Raw genomic sequence first — 16,619 nt, 5'->3', positions numbered from 1 at the left:
CCTCAGATCTCCGGGAGGAAATCGGGAACCGACAGATAGCGCTCGCCAGTGTCGTAGTTGAAGCCGAGGACGCGGCTGCCGACGGGAAGCTCAGCAAGTTTCTGCGCGATGGCGGCGAGCGTGGCGCCCGACGAAATGCCGACGAGCATGCCTTCCTCGGTCGCAGCGCGGCGCGCGAAATCCTTTGCCGCGCCGGCGTCGACCTTGATCACGCCGTCGAGCAGGTCGGTGTGGAGGTTGCGCGGGATGAAGCCGGCGCCGATGCCCTGGATCGGGTGCGGCGCGGGCTGGCCGCCCGAAATGACCGGCGAGGCTTCGGGCTCGACCGCGAACACTTTCAGGTTCGGCCAATGCTGTTTGAGGAACTGCGCGGTCCCGGTGATGTGGCCGCCGGTGCCAACCCCGGTGATCAGCGCGTCGATCAGGGGTGTCGCTTGAAGTCGGCGAGGATTTCGGGCCCGGTGGTGCGGACATGGACGTCGATATTGGCCTCATTTTCGAATTGTTGCGGCATCCACGCGCCGGGGGTGGTTTCGACCAGTTCGATCGCACGCTCGATCGCGCCCTTCATGCCCTTCTCGCGCGGCGTCAGGTCGAAGGTGGCGCCGTAAGCGAGCATCAACCTTCGGCGCTCGATCGACATGCTTTCGGGCATGACGAGGACGAGCTTGTAACCCTTGACCGCGGCGGCCATCGCCAGCCCGATACCGGTGTTCCCCGACGTCGGTTCGACAATGGTACCGCCGGGCTTGAGGCTGCCGTCGGCTTCGGCCGCCTCGATCATCGCAAGGCCGATACGATCCTTGATCGACCCGCCGGGATTGCTGCGCTCCGACTTCACCCAGACTTCGGCGTCGGGGAACAGCTTACCCATGCGGATGTGCGGCGTGTTGCCGATGGTATCGAGGATCGAATTGGCTTTCATGTTCGGTGCGCTCTTTCATTGAATTCGAACCGCGGGTCGCGGCGGACGCGATTTGGCCAGTCGCCAGCGCGGAGCCAGCGGGCCTCGTCCGCCAGCGCCGGCGTCGGCGCAGGTTGTAACGAGGCGAGCAGATACTGTCCATAAGGCCAGTCACCGATGGCCGACTCAGCATTGATATGCCCGAACGGTCCGGCGTTGACGAAGCGGGCGTCCCAGTGCCGCGACAGCCGCCAGACATAGGCGGTCTTGGCATAGGGATCGTCATCGCTGGCGACGACGATCATCGGCGTCTGCGATGACAAGGCGGGCGAATCGGTGAAACCGGCGAGGCGATGCTTGCCGCGCAATTGCGTCAGATCGGGCGGCGCGACGAGCAGTGCGCCGACGATGCGGTCGCGCGCGACGCTGCTGGCGCCGGCGAACCAATGGGCGAAGGCGTAGCAGCCCAGGCTGTGCGCGACGATCAGGACGGGATCGTGTTCGGCGTCGATCGCCGCGGCGATCCGCTCGACCCACAGGTCCTTGTCGGGGGCGTCCCATTGGCCGAGCTCGACGCGTTCGCAATGGACGAAGCGGCGTTCCCACAGGCTTTGCCAATGGGCCGGGCCGCTGTTGTTGAGGCCCGGGATGGTCAGGATTTTATGCTGGATAGTCAGGTCATGCATGGCGGTCACTCCGACGAAAGGAGAGAGGGGAACCGCGGTGACGGGTGAGTGGAAAGTAATTCAATCGATTAAATTGACAATAGGCGTTCGACGGGCTGACGGTGAAATGCGGCGAATGGTTCGGGTTAGTCCGCTTGCGGTTTGAATTGCGGCGCGAACGTCCTGGCGCGGCGCAGTTCGGGGAACAGCCACGCCCACAGCGCAGTGACGCCGATCGCCGCGACCCCGCCAAAAACGACCGCAGAAATCGGGCCAAGCGCCGCGGCCATCGAACCGGCGCGCATTTCGCCGAGCTCGTTGGAGGCCGAGATCGCCAGTCCCGACACCGCGCTGACGCGGCCGCGCATATGGTCGGGGGTGTTGAGCTGGATCAGCGTGCCGCGCACGAACACCGAGAACATGTCGGCGGCCCCCATCAGCACGAGCAAGCCGAGCGAGAGGAAGACGTTGGTCGAGAAACCGAATGCGACTGTGCCGGCGCCAAACGCCGCGACGGCCCACAGCATCTTGACCCCGACGTTGCGCTCGATCGGGCGGAACGCGAGACCGAGCGCGACGACTGCGGCGCCGACCGCGGGGGCGGCGCGCAGGAAGCCAAGTCCTTCCGAACCGGTCTGCAAGATGTCGCGCGCGTAAACGGGCAGCAGCGCGGTCGCGCCCGACAGGATCACGGCGAACAGGTCGAGCGTGATCGTCCCGAACAGGAAGCGTTCGCGCCAGGTGAATTGCAGGCCGTCGGCCATCTCGCGCAGCGGATGGCGGCGCACTTCGGTCGGCGGTGGCAGCACCGGGCGGACGCGGCTGATCGTGAAGGCCGATACGGCGAGCAGAATGGCCGAGAAGACATAGACCGACGCGGGGTGCGCGGCGTAGATCAGCCCGCCCGCGGCGGGACCGACCACCGATGCCGACTGCCAGGCGATGCTGCTCATCGCGATGGCGCGCGGCAGGACGGCGGGCGGGACGATATTGGGTGCGATCGCGCTCATCGCGGGACCGACAAAAACGCGCGCAACCCCGTGGAGCGCGGCGAGGGCGAACAGTAGCGGCAAGGTCAGGCCGTCGGTCCAGGTGAACCAGCCGAGCAGGACCGCGATGACGAGGTCGATCATATTGGCAAAAATCGCGACCTTGCGCCGCTCGAAGCGGTCGGCAACCCAACCCGCCACGGGGGTCAGGATCGCCAGCGGGACAAACTGGACCAGCCCGAGCAGGCCGAGCTGAAACGACGCCTCGCGGATCGACATGCCGTAGTCGGTGCGTGCGGTGTCGTAGAGCTGGTACCCAATAACGACGACCATCGCCATCGTCGCCATGACGGCGGTGAAGCGCGCCAGCCAGAAATAGCGGTAATCGGGAAAGCTGAGCGGCGAAGGGGCTTTGGGCGCCGCGTCCGGCATGACCGGTTCGACGCCTTCGGGGGGAGGGATTGTCGCCATCGCGGTCCGCCGTAAACGGCTTTTTGCCGCTGTCCAGTGGCGCTGCTGGCGCCGTTCGTCGATTATCGGGTGTCATCGGTCGGCACGAGTGCCAGAAGCGGGTCATGGAAAACCCAGGGAGATAGCCGAATGACACGCAAATTTGCCCGCTTTGGCGGCGCCGCCATGGCCGCGACGCTGCTCGTGCTGACCGCCTGCAACGCATCGGACAACAAATCCACGACCACCGCCCCGAACGCGGCAAGCTGGACCGAGTTTCGCGACCAGTTTCTCGCCGGTTACTTCCCGCTCAACCCGACCTTTGCGGTCTATCAGGGCAAGCATGAGTTCGACGGGCAATTGCCCGACTGGTCGCCTGAGGGGATCGAGAAGCAGGCGGCGTACCTCGAAAAGTCGATCGCCGATGCCAAAGCCTTTGACGGCGAGATGACGGCGGCCGAAATGTTCGAGCGCGATTATCTGGTGCATGTCGCACAGGGTCAGCTGTTCTTTCTGCGCGATACCGATTTCGCGCAGAAAAACCCGTCCTATTACACCGGTGCGCTCGATCCCAATGTCTATATCGCGCGGCCGTACGCCGATGCGACGACGCGGATGAAGGCGTTTATCGCCTATGCCGAGAAAGTCCCGGCTGCTGCCGCGCAGATCAAGGCGAATCTGAAGCTGCCGCTGCCCGCTACCTTCGTAAAATATGGCACCGCCGGGTTCGGCGGCTTTGCCGATTATTACACCGGCGACGCCAAGGCGGCTTTTGCCGAGGTGAAGGACGCAGCGCTGCAAAAGCAGTTCGACGAAGCCGCCGCAAAGGCCGGGGCGGCGATGACCGATCTGGCGACATATGTCGGATCGCAGCCGGGAACCGCCGATGGTTATGCGCTGGGCGCCGACAAATTTGCCAAGATGATCCTGACCAACGAGGGGGTCGACACCCCGATCGACGAGCTCGAGCGCATTGGCCAGGTTGATCTCAAGCGCAATCAGGATGCGCTGAAGACTGCGTGCGCGACCTATGCCGCGGGAATGACGATCGGCGAGTGCATGAAAAAGATGAACGCGGACAAGCCCGCCGACGGCCCGGTCGCCGAGGCGCGGCGCCAGTTGCCGACGTTGCGCGCCTTCCTGATCGAGAAGGATCTGGTCACGATTCCGGGTACCGAACAGGACAGGTCGAGGAATCGCCGCCGTACAACCGGCAGAACAGCGCCTATATCGATATCCCGGGGCCGTATGAAACGGGTCTGCCGTCGGTCTATTACATCTCACCGCCCGACCCGACCTGGGACAAGCAGACGCAGGCCGACTTCGTGCCGGGGCGCAAGGATTTGATGTTCACGTCGGTCCATGAAGTATGGCCCGGACATTTTCTGAACTTCCTCCATTCGAACCGGGCGGAAAGCATCTTTGGCAAGCTGTTCGTCGGCTATGCCTTTGCCGAAGGCTGGGCGCATTATACCGAAGAAATGATGTGGGACGCGGGGCTGGGCGAGGGTGATCTCGAAACGCATATCGGCCAGCTGTCGAACGCACTGCTCCGTAACTGCCGCTATCTCTCGGCGATCGGGCTGCATACCAAGGGGATGACCGTCGCGGATTCGGAAAAGCTGTTCAAGGAGCAATGCTATCAGGACGAGGGCAATGCGCGGCAGCAAGCGGCGCGCGGTACCTATGATCCGCTCTACCTCAATTACACGATGGGCAAGCTGATGATCCGCAAGCTGCGCGAGGATTGGACCAAGGGCGACCGCACGAAGTGGAAGGCGTTCCACGACGAATTCCTGTCCTATGGCGGGCCGCCGATCCCGATGGTGCGCGCGGCGATGATGAAGGAAGCTGCGCCGAAGGCGGTGTTCTGACGGGTGCGGGCCGCAGGGTTAGATGGCAGTCATATGAGGTTGAATCCGCCTCTGCTTTGGGGAGGGGTGGATTCAGCTCGCAGGCGCCCGCAACCGGGCGACAAAGAAGCCGTCGAGGCCGCCTGCGACGCTCAGAACGCCGGGCAGGGTGCGAACAAAACCGTTCGCGTCGGGCACGATGGCGTCGGGCAGTTCGTCTGCGCACACCGGGTCGATGCGCCATGATGGATGATGGTCGAGGAACGTCGCGACCTGATCCTCTCCCTCGGCGCGCTCGAGCGAACAGGTGGCGTAGATCAGGGTGCCGCCGGGTTTGACCCACCGCGCGGCGCGTGCGAGCAATTCGGTCTGCAACACTGCCATCTCGTCGATCTGGCGCGCTTCGATCCGGTGAAGGACGTCGGGGTGGCGGCGGAAGATGCCGGTGGCCGAACAGGGTGCGTCGAGCAGCACCGCATCGGCGGGCTCGGCGGGCGCCCATGAGCGGATATCAGCCTGCACGATGTCGGCGGCCAGCCCGGTGCGCGCCATGTTGGCGCTCAATCGTTCGAGCCGTTTTGCGCTGGAGTCGACCGCGACGACCTGCCAGCCGGCGGCCGCGAGTTGCATCGTCTTGCCGCCCGGCGCGGCGCACAGATCGAGTACGGAGCGGCCGTCGCCCGGTCCCAGCATGCGCGCGGGCAAGCTCGCTGCGAGATCCTGAATCCACCAGCCGCCTTCGCGGTAACCCGGCATCGCCTCGACCGCCAGCCCGCGCGGCAGGCGGCGATGGCGCGGCGCGAGCGAGATGGCGTCGGGCCATTCTTCCGCGCCGGGTTCCGCGGCGAAGCTGAGGTCGATCGGCGGCGGCACACTCCAGCCCGCTTCGGCGTCTTCGACCATCGCCAGACTCCATTGCTCGGCCCATCGTTCGGCGGTCGGCAGGGGCAGGGTGGCGCGGTCGGGCAGTCGCCATTCATCCTGTTGCGCGCGCGACAGGATCGCATGGACCAGCCGCCGCGGCCCGCCCGCAACGAGCGGCAGCGCGGTCGCCACCACCGCGTGCGCAGGGCTTTTCAGCACGAGAAGCTGGGCGAGCGCGATCCGCAGCACGGTGCGCGATTTGACGTCGTCGGGCAGGATCTGCGCCGTCGCGCTGTCGATCAGCGCGTCGATGTCGATCATCCAGCGCAAGGTTTCGGACGCGATCGCCACCGCAAAGGCGCGGTCGGCGCCGGTCAGCCCCTGCGCTGCGGCGTGCATCGCAATGTCGAGTGGGTCGCCGCGGCGCAGGACCGCATCAACCAGACGCAGCGCAGCGCGGCGCGGTGCGGTACCCGCCGGATCGGGTTCATTCTGCCCGCGCTGTTTGGGGCGGCGCGGGCGATCAACCATGATTATGTTCGGCGAGGCTGGCGGGAAGCATGCATTATCCTATATGATCTGCGTTATGACCGAACGCAGCGAAACGGAAACCATCGGCGGCACGCCGCGCGCAGCGAAGCGTCCGGCGCATGTGAGGGCGCCTGCCGGCTGGACCAACAACCCGGTACCACCCCCGGCGCCGATCCGCGAGGAAAAGGCCGAGGATCAACCCGGCGGCCGCAACCCGGTGCGCTATGGCGACTGGGAGCTCAAGGGTATTGCCGTCGATTTTTGACGCCGCGACCAGCGGGCGATTCAAAAGGGGTTCATCCGCCCCATCAGCCCGGTCCGATCAACAAACTGATGCTTCAGCGCGGCGAGGATGTGAATTGCGGCGAGTGCCAACATTGCAAGGCCAAGTGCCTCGTGCCGGTCATGCAGGACGTCAGCCAGCCCTTCGTTCGGCGCCACGATCGTCGGGATCGTCGTCAGCCCGAAAAAATCGATTGGCCGGTCGGCGGCGGACATCCACACCCAGCCCGACAGCGGCAGCAAGATGAGCAGCGCATAGAAAAGAAAATGCACGACCTTGCTGAGCGGCCGCTGCCATGCCGGGGTTGTGGCCGGCAGCGGTGGCGGCTTGTGGCCAAGTCGCCACAGGATGCGGAGAAGGGTCAGTGCCAGGATCGTGATCCCCAGCGCTTTGTGAACGTCCATCGCGGCGCGGTGCGTTTCGCGCGGCATGTCCTCGGTCAGCATGGCAAGGCCGATATTGGCGATGACGGCGAGGCCGATCAGCCAGTGAAGCCAGATGGCCACCTTGGTATAACGCGGACCGGCGGTGCCGGCGGTTTCTGCAACGGTGGCCATCTGCATCATGCTCCTCAGTTCGTCGGAACTTCCTGAAATTCCGGCACCTTGCCAGCCTTTGCCTGCTCGGCAAACACTTCGCGCATCAGTTGCAGCGAAAAGAGGTGCGCGAAGATCAGGCCGAGGATCCCGTTTTGCATCATTTTGCGCAGCACGTCACCGCGCAGTTCGCGCAGCTTGTTCTCATCGACCATCTGAAACCCGCGATAGATGTAGGGCTTGTCATTGCCGTCCTGCTGGATGCTGACTTCACCTTCCATCAGCAGGTCGGCCTTTTTCAGTTCGTCCATGAACATGCCGGTGCGCTGGCCCGCTTCTTCGAAATTCTTGCAGAATTCGAGGACAGCCTGAACCGGGGCGGTCGGCTCGCCGTTCTCGAACAGCACGTCGCCTTCATCGAACTTGCCAACCGCGCCCGAGGTGGGGTCGAAGCACAGCGACAATTCGTCCGAATCTTGCTGCAGTCGGGCGAGCAGGAACGGGTAGCGGCGAACATAGGCCGGCACATAGACCGGGTTGAGCAGCTTGCCTTCATCGTCGACGAAGGTGTTGACGCCTTCGTTGAGGCCCATCAGCGCCAGCGGCACCGGATTGTCGCCCGCCGAAAAGACGATGGGAAAAAAGCGGCATGCCGACACAAATTCGTCCGAGGTCAGCGGGATCGCGTGCTGGTTGACCAGGAAATCAGCCTTGTCCAGCGGGCGCGCGTGAAAATCGGCATGATCGACGCTCGAAAGTGGCACAAGGTCTTTATAGAATAGCGGCAGGTTGGCGGGGACGGGCGCAGTGGCCATGATAAAACTCCGGTAGGGTGTCCCGACCAGCCGGGACGCAAAAAGATAACAGCGCGCCTTATTGACCTGCGCCGCATGGCGCAAGGGGGCGATGGCGAGCGGCGAGAGTGGGTCAGGCGATCAGCTTGCCAGGATTGAAGATACCTGCCGGATCGAGACCGGCCTTGATCCCGCGCAGCGCCGCCAGGCGCGCCGGGCTGTCGAGCTCTGCGAGCACATCGCGCTTCATCTGACCAATGCCATGTTCGGCCGAGATCGACCCGCCGAGCGCGATGACGTGCGCATAGACCAGCCGACTGACGGCGGCGCCATGCTCTGCAAGCCACGCGGCACCGTCAACCCCGACTGGCGGCTGGACATGATGATGGACGTTGCCGTCACCCAGATGCCCGAACGACAGCGCGCGGGCGCCGGGGAACGCCGCGGTCAGCCGCGCCGGATTGTCGGCGATGAAGGTCGGCATCAGGTCGATAGGCACGCTGACGTCATGCTGCAACGCCGGTCCTTCGGCGCGCTCGGCCTCGGAAATGGAATCGCGCAGGCGCCAGAAATCGCCACTTTCGCGGTCATTTTTGGCGATCACGACATCGCGGATCAGCCCGGCGTCGAGGGCAGTGGAGAGTTCGCGCTCCAGTGCATCGGCCAACATCTGGTCATCGTCGCCCGCCAGTTCGGCGAGCACATACCAGGGATGCGGCGCGGCGATCGGGGCGCGGGTTTGCGGGATGTGCCGCAGCACCGCATCAAGGCACGCGTGCGGAATGATCTCGAACCCTTCCAGCTCGCGCCCGATGCTGGCGTCGAGCTGACGGAGCAGTAGGAGCGCGCGATCGGGCGAATCGATTGCGATCCAGGCGGTGCTGCGTGCGGCAGCGGCAGGGACGAGATGCAGGCTCGCGGCGGTGACGATGCCCAGCGTTCCCTCGGCCCCGCACAAGAGGTGGCGCAGATCGTAGCCGCGATTGTCCTTTTTCAGTGGCGCAAGGCCATCGAAGATGCGGCCGTCGGGGAGCACCGCTTCGATCCCCGCGACCAGCGCGCGCATCGTCCCGTGACGCAGGACCTGGGTGCCCCCGGCGTTGGTCGATACGAGGCCGCCGATCGTCGCCGATCCTTTGCCGCCGAGCGTCAGGGGGAAGCGCAGGCCATGTGCCAGCGCCTCATGGTGGAAGGTTTCGAGGATGACCCCCGCCTCGACCACCGCAATCCGCGCTGCGGTATCGATCTGGCGTACCTTGTTCATGCGGCGCAGACTGAGCAACAGCTGGTTGCCGCCAGCGTCGGGGGTAGCGCCGCCGACCATGCCGCTGTTGCCGCCCTGGGGGACCAAAGCTGCCTGCTCCTCTGCACAAAGGCGGACGACCGCAGCGACCTCTTCGGTCGACCCCGGCGACAGCATCGCCGCGGCGTGCCCAGTGTATTTGCCGCGCCAGTCGGTAAGCCACGGCGCCATGGTATCGGCGTCGGTCGTATAGCCCTTCGGCCCCAACTCCGCGGCCAGGCGATCGAGGAACACCTGCGTCGGCGCCCGGGTCATGCGTTGCATCCCCATCTTGCGCGGACGAGAGAGCGAAAATAGTTCATTTGATGTTCAATCATGGCTGCTAAAGCGAGCGTTGGATGAATATCGGATTTTCGTCCAGTGGGTTTGGGTGCGGGAGCGACGAGTGAGCAGCAATTTCTGTCAGGATGCCGAAGGAGCGGCAGCGCGCTTGTGCTGACGGCCGCGGCCCTGTGGATTGCGGCGGCTGCGCCAGCTGGCGATGCGCTGTCACAGGTTGCGGCGCCCGAACCGCTGGTCGCGCTCACCGCGCCGACGCCTGAACAGATCACGTCCTTCTGGCAGGTCGTGATCGAGCAGCAGCTGATCATCCGCGTCCCGGCCCAGCGTTCGCAGCTCAACAATTTCGCCGCCGGGCCCATGCAGTCACGGCGCGGCACCGAAATACCGATCGTCTGGAAAGAGAAAAAGGCGCCAAAATGCGTGGCGATGCGCAATATCATGGGGATGCAGGCGGTCCAGCGCGACAGCATCGATATCATCACCCGGCAAAAGCAGCGGCTGCGCGCGCAGCTCAATCGCGGGTGCCGCGCGCTCGACTTTTACGCGGGCTTTTACATGCAGGGCAGCAAAGACGGGAAGCTTTGCGAAGACCGTGATGAGATCCACGCCCGCACCGGCGCCAAGTGCGAGATCGACAAATTCCGGTTGATGGTTCCGGTTCGCGACGACGATTAATCGCCTCTTTCGTCGCCTTTTCTTGACTTTTCATCGCTATTTGCCCAAGGGCCGACGCAGCGCTGCCTGCGTGGAAGGCTGAGCGTCACCTCTTTTTCCGGACATGATAATCTTATGAAATTTGCCGAAATCGGCCTTTCCGACGAACTTTTGCGCGCCATCGACGAGTCGGGTTATGACGAAGCGACGCCGATCCAGGCGGGTGTCATCCCCTCGGTCCTGATGATGCGCGACATCATCGGCATCGCCCAGACGGGGACGGGCAAAACCGCTTCGTTCGTGCTGCCGATGATCGACATCCTGGCCCACGGCCGCGCCCGCGCGCTGATGCCGCGTTCGCTGATCCTGGCGCCGACGCGCGAACTTGCGGCGCAGGTCGCTGAGAATTTTGAGAAATATGGCAAGTATCACAAGCTGTCGATGGCGCTGCTGATCGGCGGCGTGCAGATGGGCGATCAGGTCAAGGCGCTCGAAAAGGGCGTCGATGTGCTCATCGCGACCCCGGGCCGCCTGATGGACCTGTTCGAGCGCGGCAAGATTTTGCTCACCGGTTGCAACCTGCTGGTGATCGACGAAGCCGACCGGATGCTCGACATGGGGTTCATTCCCGACATCGAACATATCTGCACCAAGCTCCCGGCGAATCGCCAGACTTTGTTGTTTTCGGCGACGATGCCGGCACCGATCAAGCGGCTGGCCGACAAATTCCTGTCGAACCCGAAAACGGTCGAAGTCGCACGCCCCGCGAGCCGCAACGAGAATATCGAGCAGTTCCTGGTCAAGACGTCGGAACGCGGCAAGCGCGACGCGCTGCGTAGCCTGATCGAATCAGAGAAGGTCCACACCGCGATCATCTTTTGCAACCGCAAGACGACGGTGCGCGAACTGGCGAAAGCGCTGCAACGCTCGGGTTATAACGCGGGCGAGATTCAGGGGGATATGGACCAGTCGAGCCGTACCGCCGAACTCGATCGGTTCAAAAGCGGTACAATCAACATATTGGTCGCGTCCGACGTCGCGGCGCGTGGGCTCGACGTCAAAGGCGTCAGCCATGTCTTCAATTTCGATGCCCCCTGGCATCCCGACGATTATGTCCACCGCATCGGTCGTACCGGCCGCGCCGGTGCGCAGGGGCGGGCGTTCACGCTGGTGACACCGTCGGACGACGAAGCGATCGACAGCATTCAGAAGCTGACCGGATACAAGATTCCGGTCCATGGCGGCGAAGCGACGGCAAATCCAGCGGCACCCTCGGCACCCCCCGCACCCAGCGAAACCGAGGAAAACCGCGGCGCGCGCGTTCGGAGCGTGGCGGACGTGGTCGCGGCGCGGCAAAGACGGACAAGGTCGCGGTGCCACCGGTTGAAGAGCCCAAAGCGGTCCCCGCAAAGGCGCCCAAACCGCGCGACGATCGCAAACCCGCCGCCGCGCCGAAACCGACGCCCGCGCCGCGCCGCGACGATCAGGATGGCCCCGATGACGGCTGGAATGGCCCGATGCCGGGGTTCCTGTCGGTCGGTTTCGGTAGCTGATAATTTTCCGACTGTTTGAGAATACGAACCTGGAAGCCAATGGCGGCTTTGGGGTGGAAGCGGACCTCATGCTACCCGGCGCAAGCCGGGGCCCAGGGCGTTGGAGACCAAGTGTCGCGCCGTGACACTCTGGGCCCGGCTTGCGCCGGGGAACGGCATTTTCTGGTCGCTAGCGGGCCCCTGACCTATAGCCGAACGAGCATCTTCCCCATATTGGCGCCGGAAAATAGCCCCAGGAAGGCGTCGGGCGCCGAAGCGATCCCCTCGTAAACCGTCTCGCGCATCGTCACCGCGCCGCTGGCAATCAGGCCGCCCATGTCGGCGTAGAATTCTTCCATGCAATCGAAGATCTGGTCGGTGTAGATAAACCCTTCCATGCGGATTCGCGCCGGGATCGTGCGGATGAGATATTTCATCTCTTGCGCCTTACCGTCGTTATAAACGTCGATCATCCCGCAGATCGCAAAGCGGGCGAAATCATTGGCGGTCGCAAAGGCGGCATCGAGATGTTCGCCGCCGACATTGTCGAAATAAACATCGATGCCGGGCTTGCCCAAGTCTTCAAGCGCTTGGGTCAGCCCCGACAGTACCGGTTCGCCCTTGTAGTCGACGACCGCATCGGCGCCGAGTTGCTTAACCCACGCGCATTTTTCGGCGCCCCCAGCAGAGCCGATCACGGTCATCTCGCGCGCCTTGGCGATCTGGACCACCGCAGACCCCACTGCGCCCGCTGCCGCCGACACAAAAATCGTGTCCCCGGGTTTCGCCGCGGCAATGCGGAGCAGGCCGATCCATGCCGTACCGCCGGTCAGGCCCATATTGTGGAGGAACGTCTGCGGGGTCAGCCCCGCGGCCAGCTGAGCGGCGGGCAACTTATTGGGCATCATGTCGAGGCCGACGACGCCTCCGTCGCGCCACCCACCCATATGCAGGATCATGTCGCCGGGCGAAAAGCCCTCCATTCTGCTTTCGATCACTTCGCCGATCGCGCCGCCGGTCATCGGGTGGTCGAGCTGGAAACTGGCCGAATAGCTTTTGGCATCGTTCATCCGGCCGCGCATATAGGGATCGACCGACAGCCACAGATTGCGAACGCGCAGTTGATCGGTTTCTAGCGGCACATCGGGCAGTTCGCGGAGCGCGAAATTGTCCATCGTCGGAAGCCCTTGCGGGCGGCTGGTCAAGTGCCAGGCTTTGCTCATCGGAACCCCCATTCCCTGATTTTGCGTGGCGCTCACGGCGGTGGTCAGAAAAGCCGTTGCCACTGCAATGCTGTGCGTTTATTACGCCGCGGTCGTGGGGCCGTAGCTCAGATGGGAGAGCGCTGCAATCGCACTGCAGAGGTCAGGGGTTCGATTCCCCTCGGCTCCACCAGCAACCCTCCTGCACCCCCGGTCAACAGAATCGCGGATCATGGTGCTGACGGTGACTAGATGCCAAATCTGCGTCGTTCCTTCGCAAATCCGGTAAATGCGGCGGTTGCAATAGATGCGCTCGGCACAATATTCATTTTCATCGTCAGCGGCGCCCACAGCGGCCGCGTTGCCGCGGGGTTGGGCGCCGCGTTCCAGGTCCGGCCACAACAGCCGCGAACATCTGCAAGCGACGCCCTTGCACCGTCAGCCCATCGGTGGAATCGCGGGATCATTCGGGTTTTTCGTGGTTCGCAGTTGCTGGCGGACGGCCCCGACAAACCGGCTGCGCCAGAAAGCGACGATCAGCGCAAGCAGGATGCCCCATGGCAGGAGTGCAGCGCCGAGCGTCAGGACAAAGGTCAGCGCCGTGTTGCCGCTGCGCATCAGCGTCTCGCCCGCATTGGCGAAGGGGTTCTCGTGACCGAGGCCGGGGAGACCGCCGTCGCTGACATAGTTGAATGCAACGCTCGTCCACGCAATCCGCGCTTCGCCCATGCGGCGGCTCTGGCGTTCGTCACCGAGCTGTCCGCGCAGCTGACCAATCTGCGCGAGCAATTCAGCGCGCTCGCCTTTGTCGAGCCCGCCCGATTTGAGCCGGGCTTCGAGCCGCGCGATCTCGGCCTCGGATCCCGCGCTGCGCTGCTGCGAGGCGAGGATTTCCGTTCCGACGTCTTCACCGGCGACACTGGCGTCGGCGAGCACGCCTTCGGCCTTTTCAACGCTGGCGATAGCACTGGCTCCAAATCTGCGCGCGATGCCGGGATCGAGCTTGAACTGGGTCTGTGCCTCGACGAGTTTTTCGTCGCTCAGCTGGTAGCGAACATCGACGATGCGGCAACGCTGAACGCCCAGCGTTTCGCAGGCGGCGGCGTGTTCCTCCTGCACTTTGGCGATATGTTTATCGACGAGGCGAAACGTGTAAGCATAGTCGAAGGCGACGCCGGGGGCGGCTTCAACATTGATGCGTGGGGCAGCCTCGGCGTCGGCGCTTTCTTCCGCGACGGCGGGGGCTGCGGTATCGGGGGTGGCAGAAACGCCTGGCTCATCGGACGATTGTTCCGAACAGCCGACCAGGGCGAGCGCCATCGCGCCCACTAAGAGCTTCATTTTCATTGAAGATTCTCCCAAAAAACGACTCGATGGCCGCGTGGGATGGCATATCATAACTGTTCTGGTTGACAATAGGTTCAAGCGAGTCGGACGAAACTATCCAATACGCGCTTGGTGCCGGCCTGCTCGAACGCGACTTCCAGCTTGTTGCCGTCAATGTCGGTGATTTCGCCATAGCCGAATTTTTCGTGGAACACGCGCATGCCGATGGCGAGATCGGCGCGCGGTTTGGCACCGACCGACGCCGCCTGGCCTTTTTCATTGGGGGCGGGCGCGCGAGTGATCGTCGACGATTGCGCGGTGGCGCGCTGCCACGCCGGGCCGCGGGTCATCGTGCGCGACGGCTGGCGTTCGGCGACATGCGCGAACGGATCGCCCTGCGCCGACCAGTTGGCGCGCCACAGGCTTTGCCCGCCGCCGAAACTGTTTTCGCTATCGACATGCTCGGGCGGGATTTCGGCGATGAAGCGGCTGGGGATGCTGCTCATCCACTGGCCGTAGATGCGGCGGTTGGCGGCGTGATAGATGCTTGCGCGCTGGCGCGCGCGGGTGATCGCGACATAAGCGAGGCGCCGCTCCTCCTCAAGGCTCGCGGTGCCGCCTTCGTCCATCGACCGCTGCGACGGGAATACTCCATCCTCCCACCCGGCGAGGAAGACATGGTCGAACTCCAGGCCTTTGGCGGCGTGGATCGTCATGATCGTCACGGTTTCGGTGTCGTCATTCTGGTCGCGGTCCATCACCAGACTGACATGCTCGAGAAAGGCTTCGAGCGAGTCATAGTCTTCCATCGCTCGGACGAGTTCGGAGAGGTTTTCGAGGCGGCCCGCGGCTTCGACGCTGCGGTCGGCCTGGAGCATAGCGGTGTAACCCGATTCGTCGAGGATCAGCTGGGTCAGCTCGGGGTGCGACAGATCGTTCGCCTTCGTCTGCCAGCCGCGCATCAGCGCGACAAAATTTACGAGCTGGCGGCGGGCCTGCGGGGTCAGTTCGTCGGTTTCGGTGATACGCGCCGCGGCGCGGAGCATCGGCGTCTGTTCGATCCGTGCAAACTGGTGGATGCGCGCGAGCGCCTTGTCGCCGAGCCCGCGTTTGGGGGTGTTGATGATGCGCTCGAACGCCAGGTCGTCGGCGGGTGATTGGACAAGTCGCAGATAGGCAAGGGCGTCGCGGATCTCGGCGCGTTCGTAGAAACGATAGCCGCCGACGATTCGGTACGGCATGCCGATCGCGATGAAGCGGTCTTCGAATTCGCGCGTCTGGAACTGCGCGCGGACGAGGATTGCGGCGCGGTCGAGGCTGACCTGCCGAAGCTGGAGGGTTTCCAGCTCTTCGCCGATCCGCCGCGCTTCCTCTGGCCCATCCCACACGCCGACGACGCGCAGCTTGTCGCCGGGTTCGAGGTCGGTCCACAGCGTCTTGCCGAGCCGGCCGCTGTTCTGCGCGATCAGCGCCGACGCGGCGGCGAGGATCTGGGGGGTCGAGCGATAATTTTGTTCAAGGCGGATGACGGTCGCGCCGGGAAAATCTTTCTCGAAGCGCAGGATGTTCGCGACCTCGGCGCCGCGCCAGCTATAGATCGACTGATCGTCATCGCCGACGCAGCAGATATTCTTGCGGGTTTGCGCGAGCAATCGCAGCCACAGATATTGGCTGGCGTTGGTGTCCTGATATTCGTCGACGAGGATATATTTGAAGCGCTCCTGATATTGCTCGAGCACGTCGCGGTGCGTCTTGAGGATCACCAGCATGTGCAGCAGCAGGTCGCCGAAATCGCAGGCGTTGAGCGTTTTCAGCCGCGCCTGATAGAGCGCATAGAAATGTTGCCCCTTGCCGTCGGCGTAGGATTCCTTGTCGGCGGCATCAAGGTTGGCGGGGACGAGGCCGCGATTCTTCCACTTGTCGATCAGCCCGGCGAGCTGGCGCGCGGGCCAGCGTTTTTCGTCGAGGCCGTCGGCTTGGATCAGCTGTTTGAGAACGCGGAGCTGGTCGTCGGTGTCGAGGATGGTGAAATTGCTTTGCAAGCCCACCAGTTCGGCGTGGCGACGCAGCATCTTGGCCGCGATACTGTGGAAGGTGCCAAGCCACGACATCCCTTCGACCGCGTCACCCATCATCCGCCCGATGCGTTCGCGCATTTCGCGCGCTGCCTTATTGGTGAAGGTGACCGCGAGGATTTCGGACGGCCAGGCGCGTCGCGTTGCGATGATATGGCCGAGCCGCGCGGTGAGCGCGGCGGTCTTGCCGGTCCCGGCGCCCGCGAGCATGAGCACCGGCCCCTCGGTGGTGAGCACCGCCTGCCGCTGCGGCCCGTTCAATCCTTGCAGATAGGGTGGGTCCGATGGGCTCGGCGGAGGCAGGTCGGGCAGCGAGGCGGGTGGCAGGGTCACGTGCGAACGATTAGGGAACGCGGGGCGGGCTGTCCAGCACGGG

Annotated in this window: 11 protein-coding genes, 1 tRNA gene and 3 pseudogenes; 5 read left to right on the top strand and 10 right to left on the bottom strand. The window is 64.0% G+C overall.

Features of this window, described 5'->3' with window-relative positions; all coding sequences use genetic code 11:
* Window positions 1-2 precede the first annotated feature (2 nt).
* The 3 genes and pseudogenes from cysK to IPF76_RS15475 form a co-directional block, all read right to left on the bottom strand.
* Window positions 3-925 (bottom strand): annotated as a pseudogene (gene cysK, locus IPF76_RS15485) (cysteine synthase A).
* Window positions 922-1,590, bottom strand: coding sequence for an alpha/beta hydrolase (locus tag IPF76_RS15480; protein WP_293845925.1), 669 nt, complete (start codon window positions 1,588-1,590; stop codon window positions 922-924). The pseudogene cysK and the gene IPF76_RS15480 overlap by 4 nt, the downstream one beginning before the upstream one ends.
* A 125-nt stretch (window positions 1,591-1,715) precedes the next feature.
* Window positions 1,716-2,990 (bottom strand): MFS transporter, encoded by a 1,275-nt coding sequence (locus IPF76_RS15475; RefSeq protein ID WP_293847373.1) that lies wholly within the window; start codon window positions 2,988-2,990, stop codon window positions 1,716-1,718.
* Between the two features lie 168 nt (window positions 2,991-3,158).
* Between IPF76_RS15475 and IPF76_RS15470 the strand changes: the two are divergent.
* Window positions 3,159-4,882, top strand: a pseudogene (locus IPF76_RS15470) (DUF885 domain-containing protein).
* A gap of 72 nt (window positions 4,883-4,954) precedes the next feature.
* On the opposite strand, the gene IPF76_RS15465 reads toward IPF76_RS15470, so the two are convergent.
* Window positions 4,955-6,256, bottom strand: coding sequence for a transcription antitermination factor NusB (locus tag IPF76_RS15465; protein WP_293845922.1), 1,302 nt, complete (start codon window positions 6,254-6,256; stop codon window positions 4,955-4,957).
* A 55-nt stretch (window positions 6,257-6,311) separates the two neighbouring features.
* Here IPF76_RS15465 and IPF76_RS15460 point away from each other — a divergent pair, with 55 nt between their 5' ends.
* Window positions 6,312-6,521, top strand: a complete 210-nt coding sequence (locus tag IPF76_RS15460; RefSeq protein WP_293845920.1) for a DUF1674 domain-containing protein — start codon at window positions 6,312-6,314, stop codon at window positions 6,519-6,521.
* A gap of 20 nt (window positions 6,522-6,541) precedes the next feature.
* On the opposite strand, the gene IPF76_RS15455 is transcribed toward IPF76_RS15460, so the two are convergent.
* The 3 genes from IPF76_RS15455 to IPF76_RS15445 all read right to left on the bottom strand — a co-directional run bounded on the left by IPF76_RS15455 (window position 6,542) and on the right by IPF76_RS15445 (window position 9,427).
* Window positions 6,542-7,096, bottom strand: a complete 555-nt coding sequence (locus IPF76_RS15455) for a cytochrome b (protein ID WP_293845917.1) — start codon at window positions 7,094-7,096, stop codon at window positions 6,542-6,544.
* Between the two features lie 14 nt (window positions 7,097-7,110).
* Entirely contained in the window at window positions 7,111-7,890 is a 780-nt protein-coding gene (locus IPF76_RS15450; RefSeq protein ID WP_293845914.1) for a SapC family protein, read from the bottom strand.
* A 112-nt stretch (window positions 7,891-8,002) separates the two neighbouring features.
* Window positions 8,003-9,427, bottom strand: a complete 1,425-nt coding sequence (locus IPF76_RS15445; RefSeq protein WP_293845912.1) for an FAD-binding oxidoreductase — start codon at window positions 9,425-9,427, stop codon at window positions 8,003-8,005.
* Window positions 9,428-9,604: 177 nt separating this feature from the next.
* Here IPF76_RS15445 and IPF76_RS15440 point away from each other — a divergent pair, with 177 nt between their 5' ends.
* Window positions 9,605-10,129: a hypothetical protein gene (locus IPF76_RS15440; RefSeq protein WP_293845910.1), complete on the top strand. Its 525-nt coding sequence runs from the start codon at window positions 9,605-9,607 to the stop codon at window positions 10,127-10,129.
* A 114-nt stretch (window positions 10,130-10,243) separates the two neighbouring features.
* A pseudogene (locus IPF76_RS15435) lies at window positions 10,244-11,661 on the top strand (DEAD/DEAH box helicase).
* Between the two features lie 185 nt (window positions 11,662-11,846).
* On the opposite strand, the gene IPF76_RS15430 reads toward IPF76_RS15435, so the two are convergent.
* Window positions 11,847-12,863, bottom strand: a complete 1,017-nt coding sequence (locus IPF76_RS15430; RefSeq protein WP_293845908.1) for an NADP-dependent oxidoreductase — start codon at window positions 12,861-12,863, stop codon at window positions 11,847-11,849.
* 96 nt (window positions 12,864-12,959) lie between these two features.
* On the opposite strand from IPF76_RS15430, the gene IPF76_RS15425 reads away from it, so the two are divergent.
* Window positions 12,960-13,035: transfer RNA gene (locus IPF76_RS15425), tRNA-Ala, on the top strand.
* 245 nt (window positions 13,036-13,280) lie between these two features.
* On the opposite strand, the gene IPF76_RS15420 is transcribed toward IPF76_RS15425, so the two are convergent.
* Complete coding sequence (locus tag IPF76_RS15420; protein WP_293845905.1) at window positions 13,281-14,189, bottom strand: DUF4349 domain-containing protein; 909 nt, start codon at window positions 14,187-14,189, stop codon at window positions 13,281-13,283.
* A gap of 74 nt (window positions 14,190-14,263) precedes the next feature.
* Window positions 14,264-16,576 carry a UvrD-helicase domain-containing protein gene (locus IPF76_RS15415; protein WP_293845902.1) on the bottom strand — a complete coding sequence of 771 codons (2,313 nt, stop codon included), beginning with the start codon at window positions 16,574-16,576 and terminating at the stop codon, window positions 14,264-14,266.
* Window positions 16,577-16,619 lie beyond the last annotated feature (43 nt).

This window comes from Sphingopyxis sp. (genome assembly GCF_016704835.1).
GTDB lineage: Bacteria > Pseudomonadota > Alphaproteobacteria > Sphingomonadales > Sphingomonadaceae > Sphingopyxis.
This window is presented reverse-complemented; position numbering and strand designations above follow the sequence as displayed.